This is a genomic window from Maribacter aquivivus (genome assembly GCF_900142175.1).
In the GTDB taxonomy this organism is placed as follows: domain Bacteria; phylum Bacteroidota; class Bacteroidia; order Flavobacteriales; family Flavobacteriaceae; genus Maribacter; species Maribacter aquivivus.
Window position 1 is genome coordinate 242,111 of record NZ_FQZX01000002.1, and the last position, 20,761, is coordinate 262,871.

Sequence of the window (20,761 nt, forward strand, 5' to 3'; positions counted from 1 at the left end):
CTCCCTATTTGTATAATTAGAACATCTCATCATGAACGACTCAAATTCTCGTAGAATATTTTTAAAACAGACTGGAATACTTTCCGTAAGCTCCATGCTTCCCTTATCTGTATTACCGATGGATTATAAATATAAAATGGGTTTACAATTATTTACTATTCGCGATGCAATGGCTAAAGACCCAATTGAGAGTATTAAATACGTACGTGAGCTAGGGTATGTTGACGGAGAAATTTATGGTTATGATGGTGAGAATGACACGTATTACGGTATAAAATCTAAGGAATTTAAAAAACAGATAGATGATTTAGATTTTACTATCTCTAGCGGACATTATGATTTTTCTAGTCGTTTTAATGAGCCTAAAGAAAAGCTAGAACGTTATGTAGATCAATGTATAGAAGGTGCTATCACCCTAAATAGCACATACATTACATGGCCATGGTTGGCACCAGAATATCGAACAATTGAAAATTTTAAAATTCTGAAGGATAAATTAAATGTAATTGGAGAACAGGTAACCAATGCCGGATTACAGTTTGCTTATCATAATCACGATTTTGAATTTACGGACCACAATGGAGAGCAAGGCTATGATATAATCTTATCTGGCACAGATGCAAGTTTAGTAAAACTACAAATGGATATGTATTGGGTTGAGCATTCTGCAGATAAGAGTCCGGCTGAATTAATTGCCGAAAACCCAGGTCGCTATGTTATGTGGCATATTAAAGATATGGACAAAGTAACTCGAGATTATTCTGAAATGGGTAATGGATCTATTGATTACAAAAGTATGTTATCATCTATTAACAAAGATGATTTACAATATTACTATATAGAGCAAGGCGGAAATTTTGCAGAGAACTCTATGCAAAGTATTACTGATAGCGCTACCTATTTCAAGAAACATCTTCAACGTTATTTATAAGTTATATGAGCTATCCTGATAAAGTATACCTAAACGGAAGTATTGTAAATTCTGCAGATGCTAAAGTATCTGTTTTCGATCGCGGATTTATTTTTGGTGATGGATTATACGAAGTAATGGTTCAGATAAACGGCAGATTTTTTTATGAAAAGGAACATCTAGAGCGATTACAATCAGGACTCCAAAAAATCAATATTGAGTTCGACGTTAGTTTGCTCAAAAATGAAATTCTCACTTTGTTAAAAGTAGCATCGCTTACAGATAAAGACTGCATGCTTTATATTCAAATTACTAGGGGAGTAGCACCAAGACAACATTCATTTCCTGGAGATATAAAACCAACAGTTATGATGTATGCTGTACCAAAGGTTTTACCTGAAATAAATACTGTAAATGCCCATGTAATAACTAGAAATGATTTTAGATGGTCTCGCTGCGATATTAAAATGACCTCTCTTTTAGGTAATGTGATGTTGAATGAAGAAGCCATGCAACTTGAATGTTACGAAACCATATTAAATAGAGACGGAGTTTTTACCGAAGCATCTCATTCCAATTTGTTTTTCGTAAAAAATGGGGTAGTATACACACATCCGGCAAATGAGTATATTCTTAATGGTATTACTAGAATTGTGGTAATTGAGCTTTGTCACTCCTTAGGCATAGAAATTAAAGAAACTCCTATTTCATTAGCAGAATTGAATACTATTGATGAAGCATTCTTAACAGGTACGAGTACACAGATTGCTGCAATTCAACAAATTGATGACTACAAACTATATACAGGAAATGAAAAAGGCCCCGTAACACAAAGATTACAAGAGGCCTTTTTAAAACTTAGATAAGATTTTAATCTACCTTAAAATAGGTAAAAAATTCATCTGTATCCTTAATATCCATAAGGTTTAATATGTAGCATACTTCACTTAAATCTGAAAAATCAAGTCCGCCTTCAGCAACACTTTCATTTAAATATCTACCCTCTTTTCCGTTATACTTGTTTCCTAAACGTATAGCAGTATTCCAAACTTTGGTCAAGTGGTCATCGTTTAATTTCGATTCCCAATCTACCTTACCATCAGACTTTAAACCCGGTGTACCATTACCAACTTCATTACCATCAGCAATTTTATGGTAATCTGTAACCGTTTTTGTATACATAAGTTTAACGGGTTTGGTAACAGATTCATTCCAATCACTATGTTGAACTACATGAACACTTTCTCTTATTTTGATTGAAGGATCTTTTTTTGACAACTCCTTAACCCAATCTGCAGTGAAATCTGACTGTCCGGCTTCTGCAACCCAAATAGAGCCGCCATTTTCAATGATTTTTAATGCTTTAATTACTACTTTATCAACCGATGCTTTCCATTCTTTATCTGCATCTACCCAGTTTTCATGAAAGGCCATCGGCATTAATTCGTTTGGCGGTACATACAAACCTTCTTGAATACCATAAGTACCTGCAACTGCAAGATAATTTAAGTCCTTATAATCTGGGTGATTTAGTAGCGTAGCAAAACCTGCTGCTGTATGTAAATCGTCAATATCTGTTTTACAGTCTAACTGTACTAGCAATAAATCTTTATCAATATTGAATGTTGCTTTTTGTGCCTTTACTCCCATACTAAAGAGTAGGGCACATGTTAAGCCCGATATTATTTTATTTACACTGTTAACTTTTTTCATTTTAAGATATTTGAGTTGATTGATTTGTTGTTTCCACTAAAGTATCAAATATTAACTTGACTACAATAGAATTCATATCTATTCGAATACCAAATTTTTAGTAATATTCAAGTATATAATTTAATCACAAATACTATCTAAATCTATTATCTTACTAGACCAAACAACAAAACTCAAACAATGAAAAAATTAATTCTTTCATTATCGACATTTCTGGTGTTGCTAATACTAAATCCACTTTTAGCTTTTGAACCCGTACTCGAAACAGATTGCAATTATGATGAAGCTAGCTATACATTAATTTTGGAAGGATACGATTGGGGACCAGCAGTGAAAAAGGTAGTACTACCTACTGTAGAATTGACAACAGAAGCTAATGCTACAGATTATAGAATTGAAGCTGAAAGAAATGCAGAAGGTGTAGAAATGAAGCCAGAAGAAGCAAAAGGTAGGCGAGAAATAGTATTCGCTTATGTTTCTGATGCCAATGGGAGCAGAGTATCTAAAGGAAATCATATAACCTTAGTTTTATTAGTGCACCCAAACAATCCAATAGATTCTCCTATAAAATATGTTATTAAAGATGGTAGAGGAAGTAATCAATGGATTGATTATAAAATGACCATTACCCATGCATCTACAAATAAAATATGGAATAATGAAGCCTCTCGTAGATACACAGATCTAGACAGGTTTAATTTAAATGGAAAGCATACAAGTAATGACATCACCTTAGCATACGCATCTTATAAGCCTAACACTACTTCAGCGAAATCTCCTTTAATAATATGGCTACATGGTGGTGGCGAAGGTGGCACTGACCCAAGTATTGCTTTGGTTGCTAATAAGGCAACAAACTATGCATCACCTGAAATTCAATCCTATTTTAACGGTGCATATGTTCTTGTGCCCCAAGCACCAACTTTTTGGATGCAAGATGCCAATGGAGCATATACGAGGGGTGATAACGATGACATCTATAATAAAACCTTATTCAACCTAATCGACAATTTCGTAAAAGATAATCCTGAGATAGATACACACAGAGTTTATATTGGCGGATGTTCAAATGGTGGGTATATGAGTTTAAAACTAATACTTGAACACCCAAAATATTTCGCTGCGGGTTATATAAGTGCGCTTGCTTATCTAGATACGAATGTTACCGACATACAAATTGAAAGCATTAAAAATGTACCGATTTGGTTTGTTCACTCTAAGGACGATACAACGACAGTACCAGATGAAACTGTTGTACCATTATATAATAGGTTAATTAATGCTAAAGCACCGAATGTTCATTTCTCTTATTATGAGCATGTTATTGATTTAACCGGATTTTATGGTGGCGAAAACTACTATTTTCCTGGGCATTGGTCTTGGATTTACAGCCACGCTAACCATGCAAATTTTGATTTTAATGGAGAACCAGTCTTATTAAAAGGTGAAAATGTGACTATTATGGAGTGGTTAGCTGCTCAAAAAAAGTAAGAATTGCCTTAATTCTACTCAAAACAAGCAAAAACTCTTAAAGTATTCACAAAATATTGATTTAAAAAAAGTTTAAACCCTGTTTGTCAACTATTGGCGTCATCTTTGCAGCTTAATAAGTATTATAAATTAAATTACATTACAATGAGTAAAGGAACAGTAAAATTTTTCAATGACACAAAAGGATTCGGTTTTATCACTGAAGAAGGAGTTGAAAAAGACCACTTTGTACACATTTCAGGTTTAATCGACGAAATTCGTGAAGGCGATGAAGTTGAATTCGAACTTAAAGAAGGAAACAAAGGATTAAACGCAGTGAACGTTAAAGTTATCTAAGACATATATACTTTCAAGTTTAATAAAAAGCTCTTCAGAAATGAAGAGCTTTTTTTATTATCGCTCATTTTTAAGCCTATCGAAATCTTTTTCTAATTGAAATAGTTTCTCTTCTATATTAAAATTGGTCTCAGGCAATCTGTGATAGAACACATACCTAACACGCCACATCTCTTTTATTTCTTTAGATTGCAATTCCACATCATCTACATTCTTGTGCTCGGCACGTAAAACATAAGTATCATTGGTTATAAATAATCGCCTAAGAATGATGCTTTTATCTGTAATTACAAAAACAAGTGTTCCATTATTCAATTTTGAGTATACCGATGGCGGAATCAATTCACCTATGGCAATATCTTTTGGGAACATGCCCAATTCATTTTTACTCATTTCTAAATTCTGTACAGTGTAAGCCCTGAATTTCTTATCAGGATTAATAGGTAAGGATAGAAATGGTAAATCTTGAATGTAAGAATATTTATTATAATACTTAATATAATCGTTCTGATTTAAGGTGGTAATACAAGGTACTTTTATAAAAAACTCTTGCTCACCTAAATCTTGTTCAACAGTTAAATTTCCTTTAAACTTTAATAAATTATTTACGGTTAATTCTGTTGTTAATAGGTCATCAATAGGAATGCTAAAATAATTAGCAATTTTAATTAGTGTTTCTAATTTAGGTTCACTTCGTCCTTCTTCATACGCCCCTAAGGTCCCTCTTTTAAGCTCAAATAGCTCTGCAAACGCCTGTTGACTAAGACTTTTTAAACTTCTTATTTTTCTAATATTCTTTCCGAAGTATGACATATTTTGCTAATAAAATTTGCAATTGATAAAAATATTATTATATTTGTCTAACAAAATTAGCAATTATTATTTGAATTGCTATTATTTTGAGCCAGTATTTTTTATTAACCGATTTTAAAACACAATATTATGTTCATCGTCGTTGTTTACATTTTAGCGTTCCTAATCTCAATTTAAGAAATCACATCAATAATATGTTGTATTATTGAATCTAAGAATCCACCTACAAAAACTAACCAATATGAAAAACCATTTTAATATAACCAGAGATTACCTTCTTCAATTAAATTTTAATATCGTTAAAGAGAATAGAGTGGACGGTATTTTGGTTGTAGAGAAAGAAGATTCTGGGATAAAAAACTTGATTTTAGGGGTGTCACCACCAATTTTGATTATGGAACAATTTATATTTTCTGTTCATAATCAATCTGAAAAAATCTTTAAAAATTTACTTCAGAAAAACAGAGATATCATTCATGGAGCTTTTGTTTTAGACGAAACGGCAAACCGGGTCATATTCAGAGATACATTACAAATCGAGAATATGGATTTAAACGAGTTTGAGGCTAGTCTTAATTCTTTAAGCTTACTAATGAGTGAATACTCAGATCAAATAATTGAATTTTCTAAATATTAAAAATAATAAATCATGAATATATTTAAAAGACTATTTAAAATAGGAGAGGCTGAAACTAATTCGGCAATTGACAAAATGGAAGATCCTATAAAAATGACTGAACAGGGCATTAGGGATATGAAAATAGACCTAGAAAAAAGTTTAGAAGCGCTTGCACAAGTAAAAGCGCTTGCTATACGTTCTAAGAACGATCAAGATGTTTACAAGAACAAAGCAAAGGAATATCAAGACAAAGCCATTATTATTTTAAAGAAGGCTAACAATAAAGAAATGGATGCTGTAGAAGCAGACAGACTTGCTAAAGAAGCTTTAGTTCAAAAAGAAAACAACGAAAAGCAATTAGAAGCTACCAAGAAAGAAACGGATAAATTCGAGGTTAATGTTAGTCAAATGCAAGGTAATGTTGAGGCTTTAAAAGCTAACATTGGTAATTGGGAAAATGAGCTTAAAACGCTTAAAGCCCGTGTTAAGGTAAGTAATGCTACCAAAAATTTAAACAAGCAAATGGCTGAATTAGATAGTACTGGTACAGTGTCTATGCTTGAAAGAATGAAAGAGAAAATTGCTCAAGAAGAAGCCTTGGCAGAAGCTTATGGCGATATAGCAAATTCTAGTAAATCTATTGATGAAGAATTAGACAAAGTTGCTGATACTACTGAAGCTGCTGCAGATGATGAACTTCAAAAATTAAAAGAACAACTAGGGTTTAATAAATCCAAAAAATAAAAATTTGAATCAATTAATAGACATATTATTTTCTGAGGTAAATATCACGTTAACCTTGTTATTGATACTCCTTCTGGTGTATTGGATCATAACCATGATAGGTGGTCTTGATTTCGATCTAGATATTGATGTCGATATAGATGTAGATATAGACTTTGACTCTGGTATAGAAGGTGGTAATCTTGATTTTGAAGATATCTCGAATACCGAAGTCAATCAAGATGATGTCATAGGCAAAAGGCGCAGACCATTAAAATGGTGGCAAATTTTTCTTATCTACTTCAACTTTGTAGGGTTACCTTTCATGTTTACGTTTACCTGTTGGATATTTGTTTGGTGGTTGATTACAACACTAATGACCACATTGACGTTTACCTATGATAACTTTATAGGTTTCATAATTATGATAGCTGCACTTTTTCCAGCATTATTTGTCAATAAGCTATTTACCACTCCGTTTAAAGGTTTCTTTAAGCAATTAAATAAAGATGGGGATGCACCAGTAGATTTTTTAGGCAGGCAAGCAATATTGCTATCAAACATTACTGAAGACAAAATGGGTAATGCAGAAGTCAAGGCAGACGGTAATAGTCATTCTATTTATGTTAAATCTTTAGACCGTAAGCCATTAACTTATGGTAGCTCGGTATTAATCATCAAAAGATCTGCGGATCATACATATTTTCTAGTTCAATCTTATAACCAATAAAACTTAAATCATTTATGGAATCCATCTTTTCAATTATCGGTATAGGTCTTGGGGTCATCCTCTTCCTTATCATTGTTTATTTTGCAATAATTGCAATGTTCTACAAAAAAGTTCATCAAGGTCAAGCCTTGGTTAGAACTGGATTTGGAGGAACTAAAGTAGCTACGGACAAAGGTCTGTATGTTGTGCCAGTATTTCATAGGGTTGAAGTAATGGACATTTCAGTAAAGAAAATTCAAATTGAAAGACTCGCTACTGAAGGTTTAATTTGTAAGGATAACATGCGTGCCGATATTAAAGTGGCATTCTTCGTTAGAGTAAATAATGAAGTTAATTTCATTAAAAAAGTAGCTCAAACCATTGGTGTTCAAAGAGCATCACGTCAAGAAACCTTAGAAGAGCTATTTGAAGCTAAGTTTTCTGAAGCTTTAAAAACCGTTGGTAAAAAGTTTGATTTCATTCAATTATATGAAGCTCGTAGAGAGTTTAGAGATGAAATTGTAGATATTATTGGTACAGACCTTAACGGGTATACATTAGAAGATTGTGCTATTGACTACCTAGAACAAACGGCTGTTGCACATTTAAAGGCTGATAACATTCTTGATGCAGAAGGTATTAAGAAAATCAACGATTTAACTGCTGCCCAAAATGTGAAGTCAAATCTTATTAAGCGTGATGAGGAGAAAACAATTCGTAAGCAAGATGTTGAAGCACGTGAAGCTATTTTAGAACTTGATAAGCAATTGGCTGAAAAAGAAGAACAGCAAAAAAGAGAAATTGCAAATATAAAATCTCGCGAAGAGGCTGAAATTTTAAAGGTGTCCGAAGAAGAGTTATTAAAGTCAGAAACCGCTCGTATTGCTACTCGCGAAAAAGTGAAAGTTGCCGAAGAAAACATGGAGCGTCAAATTATTGTTGCTTTAAAGAATAAGCAACGTACAGATGCCGTAGAAACTGAAAGAGTTGAAAAAGACAGACTTTTAGAGGCTACAGAAAGAGAAAGAGTAGTTACGCTTGCCCAAATTGAAAAAGAGAAAGTAGTTGAAGTTGAGAAGAAGAATATTCAAGATGTTATTCGTGATCGTGTTACTCTAGAAAAGGGAGTAGTGGAAGAGCAAGAAAACATGAAAGATATTCAAGCTTTCAAAACTGCTGATCGAGATAAGCAAGTGAAAATTACTAATGCTGAAGGAAATGCTCAAGAAGATTTAATTAAAACCATTAAGGCTGCTGAAGCTCAAAAAGAAGCTGCTAAGCAAAAAGCGGAGGAAATCAATATTGAAGCATTGGCTCATAAAGAAGCCAGTGAGAAAGAGGCTGATGCGCGTAAAATTTTAGCTGAGGCTCAAGCAAAAGAAGAAGCAATTGTTGGTATGTCTGAAGCGCAAGTGATGCATGCGAAAGCTGATGCTTATGAGCGTGAAGGAATTGTACAAGCTATTATCATTGAGAAAAAAGCGAAAGCAGAAGCAGTTGGCATCGAAGCTAAGGCAGATGCAAAACGTAAAGACGGATTAGCAGAAGCAGATATTATCAGAGAAAAAGCTATAGCAGATGCCGCTGGTATTGAAGAGAAAGCTAATGCAATGAAGAAATTAGATGGTGTTGGTAAAGAGCATGAAGAATTCAAATTACGTTTAGATAAAGAATTACAAGTTGATCTTGCTCACATCAATATTCAAAAAGATATAGCAGATGCGCAAGCACAAGTTATTGGTGATGCTTTAAAAGCTGCTAAAATTGATATTGTTGGTGGCGAAACTATGTTCTTTGACCAAATTATTGGGCAAATTACTAGAGCCAAAGGATATGATAGATTGGTTGAAAACAGTACCAACATACAAGATGTAAAAGATGCTATTTTAGGTAGTGATGATGTTAAGGGTAATCTATTAGAGAAAGTAAAAGAATTCGCTGATAAATACGGAATTTCATCTGAAGACCTTAAGAACGTAACTATTGCTAATTTACTGATGGACTTAAAGTCAAAGTCCAACGATAGCGACGAACAAACCTTATTTAGCAACCTATTTAACCTTGCAAAAGGATTAGGTATGGGAGATAAAAAGCTAAAATAACCAAGTGCGCTAAGAGTTTTTAAGTGAATTATTAATGTAATACTAAAGCCTAGTTACTTTTATGGCAGAAGAATTCCGAACAGACAAAACGGAAGAACATATTTTAGATGGTGGCACTTACGATGTAATTAAAAACCGACTGCAAAAGCAGAAGGAATTATTACAGAGTAAGCTTATCAATCTAAATGACGATAGAAAAACCGTATTCGGCTCATTAGAAACAAAACTTATTGCGAATGCCAGAATCAATACAGAAAACAATTGTATTGCACGCGACATTGTTTCTTTTGGAGATACGTGTTTGTTTGGGTATAATGTTCATTTCGGACTTAGAACTGAGATAACTATTAAAGACGTTTTTAGCGCTTATAAATTTGAAGAAAATAGTTTTAAATCTTCTACTCTTGATATACTAGATGATGAAATCTTTAAATCTGACTTTACCAATTTATACAAGTATTATAGAAATACGATATTTTCCAATTTTGCTATTATTGGTAATTATCTTCATATGGTTTTTCAGTTAAGCGAAAGCTCTACAGATATTAAAACTTTTAAATGGCTATTGGTTGATAATACCCTAAAGTATATAGATAACCGTAGCGAACATGAATATAAATTTCCTGTTCAGCAAGAATTTAAATGGCAAGAGGCTACAAGAGATATGCAACGTTACGGTGAGCACCCTCATGTATCTATTAAAGACCGTGTGTTTGTAGAAACTATTGGTGGTGACCTTACCATAAAAATTGAAGATAACACCGCTGAAGGCAAAGGTATTTTAGATGAACCTGTAGAATATGTAGACCAAACTCTTGACGATGGTCAGTATCGTTTTGGAGATTTGGGCAATCTTTTAATCTTAGAGATAAAACCCTTTCAAGAAGCTCCTCGATACTTTGTTTTTAACGACAAAATGAAAGAGGTTCAGAAAATTGAATCGGTTAAAAATGCCTGTATTTTATTGCCAGATGACCAGGGAATCATTTTTCCAACTGGTTATTATTTACAAACAGGAGAGTATCATATTTTTGATAATTCCATTCCCAATGTAAAATTTCAAGAACGTATTGTTTCTCCCAACGGAGAAGATTTTTTATATGTGTTCTATTCTGCTGCAGAAGGGCTATATAACCTTATGTCTTATAACATCATAAGTCAGGTTATAAAAACACCTATTATTTGTAACGGATTTACAATTTTAGAAAATGGTGAACTTTGTTACTTTAAAACAGAGCAAGAGCAAACCAAACATCATGTTGTTCAAATTTGGCAAACACCTTATTTAAAAGGTGATTACGTGCCTTCTCAGCATGAGGATACCTTGTTGTATAAAATTGGCAATAAAGATATTGTAAAAGCTATGGCAGAGGTCAATGGCTTAATTACACTTCTAAATAAAAACGATAACTACGCCGGACTATATAGTGATATTGCAAAATTTTCGAAAGACATATTAGATGCATATTATTGGTTGCAAGAGCCAGACACACATCAATTAAACGAGCCAATTGAAGAAATCAACAAGGCATCTAACGCGGCTATTGATGAGTTTGAAAAAGTAGTTCAACTTCGAAAGAATGCTCAAAATCAATCTAAATTAATTCGTCAAAACGCTGAGGAGTTATTTAATAAAATTAAGAGTACCTCATTTAAAAGTATCGATGAGTTTGTAGCGCTACTTACAAGGTTAAGATCTTTAAGAGGCGAAGCTATTTCACTAAAAGAAGTGAGATATATTGATTTGGAGTATTTAGAAGTACTCGAAGAGCAAATAGCAGAACAGACCAAGAAAATATCTGAACGTTGTGTTCAATTTTTATTGAATCCGAATGCATTGCAACCGTATCATGATGCGTTAAAGGATAAAAAGGAGTTTATAGCTACCGTTGAAAAAGTAATAGAAGCTAAAGAGAAAGAAGCTGAGATTAATGAAATCAGTACCGATCTTGAAATGTTGATTGATATTGTTTCAAATTTAGAGATTGAAGACACTGCGCATTCTACCAAAATAATCGATGATATTTCATTGATTTTCTCAACCATAAACGAACTTAAAGCTGCTTTAAAAAACAAGAGAAATTCTCTTGGTATATCTGAAGCCAAGGCAGAATTTGCAGCACAATTGAAATTGATCGATCAAAGTATCATCAATTATCTAGATATGGCGTCTACTCCTGAAAAGTGTGATGAATATCAGACAAAAACATCTATTCAATTAGAGGAACTAGAAGGTAAATTCACCGATTTTGAAGAGTTTATTGAAACAATCATTGAAAAAAGAGAAGAGGTATATGCTGCTTTTGATGCTAGAAAGAACTCTTTAATTGAAAAGCGAAATAAAAAATCTAGTGCTTTAGCCAATGCTTCTGCCAGAATATTAAAGGGTGTTCAGAAAAAGGCACAGAGTTTTAATTCTGCAGTGGAAATCAACGGATACTTTGCATCCGATTTAATGATCAATAAGCTTCGTGATATTATTTCACAGTTACAAGAGCTCGATGATAGTGGTAAAGCTGAAGAGATTGAAACCCAATTAAAGACCGCAAGGGAAGATGCCCTTAGAAAGTTAAAAGATAAGCTTGACCTTTATGAAGACGGCGACAGTGTAATTCGATTAGGAAAACATAAATTCGGAGTTAATAAGCAACAGTTAGACTTAACTATTGTTTTCCATAACAATGTGCTTAACTATCATTTGACAGGTACCGATTTTTACAAAGAACTGAACAATGAAGCGTTCGTTAAAAATCGACATTTGTGGGATCAAGAATATGTATCGGAAACCGATGACATCTATCGTGCTGCATATTTAGCATACAAAATATTTACAAATTTCACTGAAGATGATTTGCTTCCGCTAAGTGAAGAAGAGCTTTTGAAAGTTGTTCAAGAACAAAGTAGAAATGATTATTCTGAAGGTTATATTAAAGGTGTTCATGATGTAGATGCATCAAGAATACTGAAGCTTTTAGTGCATAAGCACCATGAATTAGATTTGCTTACGTACCGTCCAGAAATTCGCGGTTATGCCCAATTTTTCTGGAACGATTTAGATAAGGATGTTAAAGATGAATTGGACCAAGGTTTAAAAGCAGCTGGCGAGGTTTTACAATACTTCCCAGAATCTAAAGAGTATGCTTCAATTATTGAAGAATTACAAAATAAAATTGAGGTATTTGCCGAAGAAACAAAGTTATTCGATGCGCTTTTAAGCGTAGATATAGCTAAGTATTTATTTGAAGAGTTGAAATCAGATTCTGAATTTGTCTATAGTGGTTTCGCCATTCAATTAAAAGATGAGTTTTTAAAATTACTTAAATCTCACCAGGCAGATTTAAAGTTTAAGAAAAGTGTTGAAGACGCTCCTAAACTTGCTTCTAAAGTTCGTTTGGTAAAACAATGGGTTGGTGCATTTTTAAAATCTAAAAAAGATATTAAAAACGCAATTGATAATAACAGATATGAAAATGAAATTGTTAGTGCAATTTTATTTAGAGACGAATCTGCTTCTAAAATTAAAGCGGTTTCACCTAATGAAGTTTTAAAAGACTTGAGAGGATCACACAGTACTATTGTTGAAGGAATTTACTCATTTAATTACCACGATTTTATCTCTAGGTTACATTTATTTTTATCAGATGAAGTTCCTGCTTTTCTAAAATTTAAAAAGACTAAGCTTGAAATCACCGAGAAATTAAAGACCGATTTAAAGTTAGAAGAGTTTAAGCCAAGAGTGCTTACCTCTTTCGTACGAAACAAATTAATTGATGAAGTGTACCTTCCCATTTTTGGTAATAATTTAGCCAAACAATTAGGTACTGTAGGTGCGAACAAGCGTACCGATAGAATGGGTATGTTGCTTTTAATATCTCCACCAGGTTACGGTAAAACTACTTTGATGGAATACATTGCCAACCGCCTAGGTTTAATTTTCGTTAAGATTAACGGACCTGCAATTGGTCATGAAGTAACCAATGTAGACCCAGCTTCAGCAAAGAATAGTGCCGCCCGAGAAGAACTTAAAAAGTTGAATCTTGCTTTTGAAATGGGAAACAATGTAATGCTATATATTGATGATATTCAGCATTGTAATCCAGAATTTTTACAAAAGTTTATTTCACTATCAGATGGTACTCGTAAAATTGAAGGTGTTTATGAGGGTCAGCCCAAAACATACGATTTACGCGGTAAAAAATTCTGCGTAATTATGGCAGGTAATCCATATACGGAAAGCGGAGAGAAATTTCAGATTCCAGATATGTTAGCCAACCGTGCCGACATTTATAACCTAGGTGATATTATTGGCGAAACAGAACACTTGTTTAGATTAAGTCTGATTGAAAATTCACTTACCGCAAACCCCATTTTGCAGCAATTGGCGAGTAAAGAATTTGACGATGTGTATACCTTGGTAGAACAAATTGAGTCTAAGTCTGACGAAGGTCAACTTATTGGTAACCATTCTAGCCAAGAAGTTGAAGAATACAAAAAGGTACTTGAAAAAGTTTTAAGGGTACGAGATGTATTGTTGAAAGTAAATGCAACATATATTAAAAGTGCAGCCATGCAAGACGAGTATCGTACAGAGCCTTCTTTTAAACTTCAAGGTTCTTATAGAGACATGAATAAATTGGTGGCTCAGATTGTGCCTATCATGAATGAAAAAGAACTAAACACCATGTTACGTTCTCATTATGAGAACGAAGCACAAACTTTGACCGGTTCTGCTGAATCTAATTTACTAAAGTACAATGAGTTAATAGGAAATCTTTCAACAGAAGAAGATACACGTTGGAGCGCTATTAAGGAACAATTTGTAAAAAATAATAAGCTAAAAGGTTTTGGTAATGCTAATGAAATGGCACAAGTACTTTCTCAAATGATGGAATTTTCTGAAAATTTAGCGGGCATAAAATCGGTTCTTGAAAAAGGTCTGAATAACGAGTAGCTATCAACCAGAGGTTATTTTTTTCTTTTATTACTGAATTTCAAGCTTTCACGTCAAAATAAAGATGTAATTTTGCACCCGCAAAAAAGCTGTATTATGAAGCGCATTAATGAATACAAGAAACTCTTCGGGGTTGAAAAAGAGATTGAACTTAAAGCACTTAAGTCCACGTATAGAGGTTTAGTTAAAGAATGGCACCCAGACAAGTTTCAAGAAGGTGATGAAAAAAGAGAAGAAGCTGAAGTTCAAAGTCGTCGTATTATTGACGGATATCACTTTTTAGTAAGTATCGCTCCTGAAACCAAAGAAGCTAATAAAGAAGTATACAACGAGTCTATAAACTCTGGTGTTGCTGATTTTCAGCACAATGGTTTAGTTTTAGAAGTTACTTTCGTTGATGGTGCTACGTATGAGTACTTCGGTGTAACGAAGCCTATTTTCCAGAAAATGATCAATTCTAACAAGTTGAACAGATTTGCGAAAAGAACAATTTTCCCAAATTATTTGTACAGAAAATCGAAACGTGACCTTCAAGAGGCATAATCGTATATAAATTAATGGTTATCAAAAACGCATGAAAAATCAACAAGAGATTTTATCAAAATTGAATATTGATGCGTTAAATCCGATGCAAGAAAGTGCGTTAGATGCTATCTCATCATCGAATAATACCATTTTACTTTCTCCGACCGGTACAGGAAAAACTTTGGCTTTTCTTTTACCGGTTTTAGATTTTATGGACCATGACAATCCTGAAGTTCAGGTTTTGATTTTAGTTCCTTCTCGCGAATTGGCTATTCAGATAGAACAGGTTATTCGTAATATGGGTACTGGTTTTAAAGTGAATGCCATTTATGGTGGTAGAGCTATGTCTAAAGATAAGATAGAGCTAAAACATACTCCTGCAATTTTAGTTGGAACGCCTGGTAGAATTCTTGACCATTTTATGGCAGATCGTTTTACCAAAGAGCATATTAAAACTTTAATTCTTGACGAATTCGATAAGTCTTTAGAAGTCGGATTTGAAGAGGAAATGACTGAAATTCTTGCGGAATTACCAAATCTTAAAAAACGTATTCTTACTTCTGCAACGGAAGCTGTTAAAATCCCCAAGTTTGTGGGAATGGAAAACCCAAGAAGAATCAATTATCTTAAGAAAAATACACCATCAAAACTTACTATAAGTACAGTTATCTCTGAAGAAGAAGATAAGTTGAAAACATTAGTTCAACTTTTAAAATATATTGGAGAAGAACCAGGTATCATCTTTTGTAATTTAAAGGATAGTATTGATACTGTTAGTTCTTTTCTAAGTCAGAAACATATACTACATGAATGCTTTTCTGGTGGTATGGAACAGAAAGACCGCGAACGTGCTTTAATTAAATTTAGAAATGGTAGCAGTCGTATTTTAGTTGCAACTGATCTAGCTGGTAGAGGTATTGATATTCCCGAATTAAATTTTATCATTCATTACGAATTACCACAACGTATTGAAGAATTTACCCATCGTAATGGTAGAACTGCTCGTGTAAATGAAGCAGGTACCGCATATATTGTAAAATGGGATAAAGAAAAATTACCTGGGTTTGCTTCAAATTCAAAACCAATAAACATAGGTAAAACCAATAGGTTAGGGGACCCATTTTGGGAAACGCTATTTATTTCTGGTGGCAGAAAAGATAAAATATCTAAAGGTGATATTGCGGGACTTTTCTTTAAACAAGGTGGTTTGAACCGAGATGAATTGGGAGACATAGAACTAAAACAAGATTGTGCTTTTGTAGCAGTACCGAAAAGTAAATCTCAAGAACTCGTAAGCGAGTTAAATAATTCTAGATTAAAAAAGAAGAAAGTACGTATTACCGTACTTTAATCATAGTTAGTATTTTTGCCCTTTTAAGGTAGTATGATGAAGGATAAACAGCACGAGAACGAAACTGATATCGATTTAAACGAGATTGAAAGTTGTATTGAGATTTTAAATCGTTTGGTAACAGATACCAATCAAATATTTGAAATTCCTGAAGACAGAAGAATTGCCTTAATTAAAGTTGCTGGTCAGTTATCTCGTCCTAATAAGCAAGAGTTTGCCAAACGGGTTAAAGATGCCAAACGTAACGAAAAAAGAAAGCAAGCAGTTCGCGATAAGCATGCTCGTAAAGAAACAGGTATAAGAAGTGCACGTGAAGCTCATGTATTTGTTGCTCCAAAATTACTACCTGCTGCAGAACTAGCAAGTAAAGATTTACCTGAACTTACAACTCCACGAAATTGCTACGTATGTAAGGCTGAGTTTACTAAGCTGCATCATTTTTATGACACCATGTGTACAGATTGTGGTGATTTCAATTATGCGAAAAGATTCCAGAATGCCAATGTAAAAGGTCAGGTTGCGGTTATTACCGGATCTCGCTTAAAAATTGGTTATCATATTACGTTAATGTTACTTCGTGGCGGAGCTACCGTTATAGCCACCACACGTTTCCCTGTAGACTCTGCCCTTCGTTTTTCTAAGGAAGAAGATTTTATGGAGTGGGGGCATCGACTAAAAATTCACGGATTAGATTTACGCCACATCCCTAGTGTTGAGATATTCTGCAATTTTATTGAGCAGCAATATGACAAGCTTGATATATTAATAAACAACGCAGCACAAACGGTACGTAGACCAGCAGGATTTTACCATCACTTAATGGAAAATGAAGAACGTGAATTTTCTTCATTGCCAAAGTTTGCACAAATGGTATTGAGCGACCATGAAAGTTGTTTAGACGAATTAAAATCATTCAGTTCTAAAGCTTCTCCTAATCAAAACATGCCGGTTACTTGGCACGGACCAGAACCTGGTATTGGTTTACGAGCTTCTGCAAAGCTGTCTCAGATTCCTTATAGTTTTGATAATGCGTTGGTAGCCCAAGAGGTTTTCCCAACGGGAGAATTGGATGCCGACTTACAACAAGTAGATTTACGTAAAACCAATAGCTGGAGGTTAAAGCTAGGTGAAATTGAAACCACCGAAATGATTGAGGTTCAGCTCGTTAATTCAGTAGCACCATTTGTGTTATGCAACCGTTTGGCAGAATTGATGAAGAAAGAGAACACAGGTCAGAAGCATATTATTAACGTAACGGCGATGGAAGGTAAATTCCACCGTTTCTTCAAAGAATCTCGTCATCCACATACCAATATGGCCAAGGCTGCTTTAAATATGTTGACACATACTGCTGCAGGTGAATTGGCTAAAGACGGAATTTTCATGAATGCTGTTGATACAGGTTGGGTTACTGATGAAGACCCTGCTGAATTGGCTAAAATGAAACAAGAAGTACACGATTTTCAACCACCTCTAGATATCGTTGATGGCGCTGCTCGTGTAATGGATCCTTTATTTGACGGTATTAATACCGGAAAACATTGGTGTGGTAAATTCTTAAAAGACTATTTTCCAATAGATTGGTAGTTACATTATTCTTAAAAAATGTTGTTTTTATTGCCGCATCCTAAATTGTTTAGGAACATTTAATAAAAAGTTAAAACTCTTACCGTTCTAATTTACTAGTCTGAATCTATTTTCGTTTTTTTGCGGCATGATTAGGCTAACTATCAAACCATTACTACAATTTCTTGTATTTATAGTTGTCGGAATTTCCATTCCGATGAACGGTCAAGAAATCCAAACGTATAACGGACCTTTACAAATAGGTAAGTATAACGGTAAAGCAACGTATTCTTATAAACTTGTTGATAACGATACTGTTCTCGATGGCGATTTTACGGTACTACGTTCAAATCTTCAAGAACTCTTAGAGAAGCAAGATTATTCGTTTCAATTTAAGGGAGCTTTCGTTGATGGCACCGCAAACGGACCATGGAAGTTTCAATTCGGGAAATTTAACTCCAAGAGTCAGTCTGAAATTATAGACTACCAATACCGTGTTCTTGTTAATGGAATTCAAAAATCCGCTAGTGGAAAAATTCAAATGGGTAAACCCAATGGTAAGTGGACCATTTTAGAAGAACAAATTGAAAATTCTGAAATATCAAATACCTTATTTAAAAGCGTTATTTCTTTTGAAAATGGCGTTCCGCAGAAGAATTTTAGTATAAATAATGAAAACTATATATTAGTAGGTAGATTTCTACGAGATGGTTTGGCCCATGATGAGTGGTCTTTATTTCCTTCAAACGGAATGGACCAATCTGAAAGCTGGTATTTTAAAGATGGCTTATTGCAATCGATTAGGGTGGATGACGAAAGTGATCATAAAACTATAAAAGGATACAAAGGCTATAACGGGCAAACTAAAATCATTAATCTAAATGCGGGTTATATTAAAGCCTTAGAAATTCAACTTTCGCAAGTAGATGTTGACATTCTACATCATAATAGTTTACCTGAACTTTTAAAGCAAAATGCAGCACGTTACCAAGAAGTTGATGATATATTATCTGAATTAGGTAAGTCAGAATTTCTTCCTGAATTTAAAGTTAAGGTTCCTTATTATCCGTTAGATTCTTTAGAAGTCTCTAAAGTTGATAGCATAGTATCCTATTATAAAAAAGCAAATGAATTAAGTGAATCTATACTGCACAATTCACAATTGAATATTCTAAAATTATCTGATACCAACACAGCGTATCAGTACAATACCGTACTTCACCTAAAAGAAAAGTTTCTTAAGCCTATTCAAGAAATTGTAAGTTATGATTCTTTGGGTATTTTGGAATATACATCCCGCCAACAGCTAATAAACCATGTATTTCCGGCAGGAATGCCAAAATCTAAAGTGGATATTGAGATGCAAATAGATAGTGTAAAATCTTCTAAGCCGTATACAATTACTTCAAATGCTGTAACCAATACCGATAATTCTAGCATAGCGAATATTGAAGCTGTTGCTAAAATGGGATATGACGGTATTCTGTCTATCGCCAACGAGGTTAAAGAAACATTAGCGCAAGAAAAAAGACAAAATGAGTTGGCTAGTTTAGAAGAGGAAATCATATTACAGAACGATTCATTAGTAACTTTTATTGAAGCGATAAAGGATAGTATTCCACTAAAATATGCCAATTCTTTACATCAAATTAAATCTTTTGCTAGTACTACGTTGAACGATTACTCTAAAGTAAAATCTGCTCAAAACAGATTAGCTGCTGCTAGAAATACGGTTGAATGTCTTGACAATTTAAACGATTTATCAAGAACTGTTTCACAAATGCCAGTATACCATACGGCTATTAAAGAAAGTTATACCGATCGTATTTGGAATCCGTTTATGGCAACATTGATGGATGAGGATATTAAAAAGAAAATTACATCAGCTTATTCCAAAATTTTAGAACCTTACTTCTTAACTGAAATAGAACAGCATATATCTTGTGAGACTATTAAAAATTTAAACAATACGATTACGGCTACGTACAAAAAGGTTCTAGAACTAAAAGATCAAGACACCAAAAAGCTGGAAAGAAAGCTCAAAAAAGAAAAAGACCCTGTTACTGTATTAGAGATGTTGAATGTACAAAACACTACAAAGCAATAGCCTATGAAAACGTTTCGTACACATATCGTAAAGCTTTCTTTTTTAATGCTTTTTGCCTTTGTTTTTAAAGGATTAGCACAAGAAAAAGAAGCCGTAGAATTGCCAGAATATTCGAAGTATAAAGATTTAGGTACCAAAACCTGGATCAATACTTATGGGAATATTAGAATTAGCAAACGCTTATTTTGGGATGCACAGACGCATTTAAGATTAGAAGAAACGGAAGCTACACCATTTTTTGGGCAAGTAGCTCAGGTTTATAATAGACACGCTATTGGGTATATACACTCTAAATATTTCAATGTTCGTTTAGGCGGAGTGTTACGTTTAAACTTCAATACAGATGAAGCCTCTACGGATCGTAATTTGGTACCTGAGTGGCGTATTTGGCATCAATATCAATTTGCGCAGTCATTGGCAAGTATGATGATTTATCACCGTATTCGTATTGAACATCGTTGGACACAAAGTTTTGTAGAGAATAGCGAATACATATTTAGAAACCGTTGGAGGTATATGTTCAGAATGAAAATCCCTTTGAACAATCATAAGCTAAAACCTAAGACTTTTTATGTAGCTCCTGAGGCTGAATTAATCATGCAAAGTGGAAAAGCAGTTGTTGCTAGTCCTATGGAAGATTTACGATTAACGACTACTTTGGGCTATATTCTTACACCAAGATTAACTGTTGCGGCAGGAGCCATGTATTCTCAGGGTCAAGATCTAAAGAACGGCGGGTATTACAAGCAAAGTTGGGCGATGCGTTTTCACGTATACTATTCACCAGATTTTAGAAAGGTTAAAAACAAGCTTCCAGAAATTCATTTAACAGATTAATACCATAG

Annotated in this window: 16 protein-coding genes; 14 read left to right on the top strand and 2 right to left on the bottom strand. The window is 33.8% G+C overall.

The genetic code is table 11. The features are described 5' to 3' along the window. The first annotated feature begins 31 nt into the window (after positions 1 to 31). The gene (locus tag BUC31_RS11410) at positions 32 to 931 is read left to right on the top strand and encodes a sugar phosphate isomerase/epimerase family protein (RefSeq protein ID WP_211573864.1); all 900 of its coding nucleotides are present in this window, start codon (positions 32 to 34) and stop codon (positions 929 to 931) included. A 5-nt stretch (positions 932 to 936) separates the two neighbouring features. Next, positions 937 to 1,776: an aminotransferase class IV gene (locus tag BUC31_RS11415; RefSeq protein ID WP_073244299.1), complete on the top strand. Its 840-nt coding sequence runs from the start codon at positions 937 to 939 to the stop codon at positions 1,774 to 1,776. 4 nt (positions 1,777 to 1,780) lie between these two features. Here the strand turns inward: BUC31_RS11415 and BUC31_RS11420 are convergent, their stop codons facing one another. After that, the gene (locus BUC31_RS11420; protein ID WP_073244301.1) at positions 1,781 to 2,623 is read right to left on the bottom strand and encodes a hypothetical protein; all 843 of its coding nucleotides are present in this window, start codon (positions 2,621 to 2,623) and stop codon (positions 1,781 to 1,783) included. 180 nt (positions 2,624 to 2,803) lie between these two features. Between BUC31_RS11420 and BUC31_RS11425 the strand changes: the two genes are divergently transcribed. Both BUC31_RS11425 and BUC31_RS11430 read left to right on the top strand, forming a co-directional pair. Continuing rightward, on the top strand, positions 2,804 to 4,114 hold the full coding sequence (locus BUC31_RS11425; RefSeq protein ID WP_073244303.1) for a prolyl oligopeptidase family serine peptidase: 1,311 nt from the start codon (positions 2,804 to 2,806) through the stop codon (positions 4,112 to 4,114). Between the two features lie 144 nt (positions 4,115 to 4,258). Next, on the top strand, positions 4,259 to 4,450 hold the full coding sequence (locus BUC31_RS11430; RefSeq protein WP_027067037.1) for a cold-shock protein: 192 nt from the start codon (positions 4,259 to 4,261) through the stop codon (positions 4,448 to 4,450). A gap of 57 nt (positions 4,451 to 4,507) precedes the next feature. Here BUC31_RS11430 and BUC31_RS11435 read toward each other — a convergent pair whose 3' ends face one another. Beyond that, on the bottom strand, positions 4,508 to 5,263 hold the full coding sequence (locus tag BUC31_RS11435; RefSeq protein ID WP_073244305.1) for a helix-turn-helix domain-containing protein: 756 nt from the start codon (positions 5,261 to 5,263) through the stop codon (positions 4,508 to 4,510). A 241-nt stretch (positions 5,264 to 5,504) separates the two neighbouring features. On the opposite strand from BUC31_RS11435, the gene BUC31_RS11440 reads away from it, so the two are divergent. From BUC31_RS11440 to BUC31_RS11485, 10 genes are all read left to right on the top strand, one after another. Further along, on the top strand, positions 5,505 to 5,900 hold the full coding sequence (locus BUC31_RS11440) for a type III secretion system chaperone family protein (RefSeq protein WP_073244307.1): 396 nt from the start codon (positions 5,505 to 5,507) through the stop codon (positions 5,898 to 5,900). A gap of 12 nt (positions 5,901 to 5,912) precedes the next feature. Beyond that, positions 5,913 to 6,626 carry a PspA/IM30 family protein gene (locus BUC31_RS11445; protein ID WP_073244309.1) on the top strand — a complete coding sequence of 238 codons (714 nt, stop codon included), beginning with the start codon at positions 5,913 to 5,915 and terminating at the stop codon, positions 6,624 to 6,626. Between the two features lie 4 nt (positions 6,627 to 6,630). After that, positions 6,631 to 7,335, top strand: a complete 705-nt coding sequence (locus BUC31_RS11450) for an OB-fold-containig protein (protein WP_073244311.1) — start codon at positions 6,631 to 6,633, stop codon at positions 7,333 to 7,335. A 14-nt stretch (positions 7,336 to 7,349) separates the two neighbouring features. Then, the gene (locus BUC31_RS11455; RefSeq protein ID WP_073244313.1) at positions 7,350 to 9,416 is read left to right on the top strand and encodes an SPFH domain-containing protein; all 2,067 of its coding nucleotides are present in this window, start codon (positions 7,350 to 7,352) and stop codon (positions 9,414 to 9,416) included. A 61-nt stretch (positions 9,417 to 9,477) separates the two neighbouring features. Continuing rightward, positions 9,478 to 14,367 (top strand): DNA repair ATPase, encoded by a 4,890-nt coding sequence (locus BUC31_RS11460; RefSeq protein ID WP_073244315.1) that lies wholly within the window; start codon positions 9,478 to 9,480, stop codon positions 14,365 to 14,367. A gap of 96 nt (positions 14,368 to 14,463) precedes the next feature. Continuing rightward, on the top strand, positions 14,464 to 14,910 hold the full coding sequence (locus tag BUC31_RS11465; protein ID WP_073244317.1) for a KTSC domain-containing protein: 447 nt from the start codon (positions 14,464 to 14,466) through the stop codon (positions 14,908 to 14,910). Positions 14,911 to 14,941: 31 nt separating this feature from the next. After that, positions 14,942 to 16,243 carry a DEAD/DEAH box helicase gene (locus BUC31_RS11470; protein WP_073244319.1) on the top strand — a complete coding sequence of 434 codons (1,302 nt, stop codon included), beginning with the start codon at positions 14,942 to 14,944 and terminating at the stop codon, positions 16,241 to 16,243. A 36-nt stretch (positions 16,244 to 16,279) separates the two neighbouring features. After that, a complete protein-coding gene (locus tag BUC31_RS11475; protein WP_073244321.1) occupies positions 16,280 to 17,830 on the top strand; it encodes an SDR family NAD(P)-dependent oxidoreductase in 1,551 nt (516 codons plus the stop codon). 196 nt (positions 17,831 to 18,026) lie between these two features. Beyond that, entirely contained in the window at positions 18,027 to 19,916 is a 1,890-nt protein-coding gene (locus BUC31_RS11480; RefSeq protein WP_073244324.1) for a hypothetical protein, read from the top strand. Between the two features lie 3 nt (positions 19,917 to 19,919). Further along, the gene (locus BUC31_RS11485; RefSeq protein WP_027067048.1) at positions 19,920 to 20,753 is read left to right on the top strand and encodes a DUF2490 domain-containing protein; all 834 of its coding nucleotides are present in this window, start codon (positions 19,920 to 19,922) and stop codon (positions 20,751 to 20,753) included. Positions 20,754 to 20,761 lie beyond the last annotated feature (8 nt).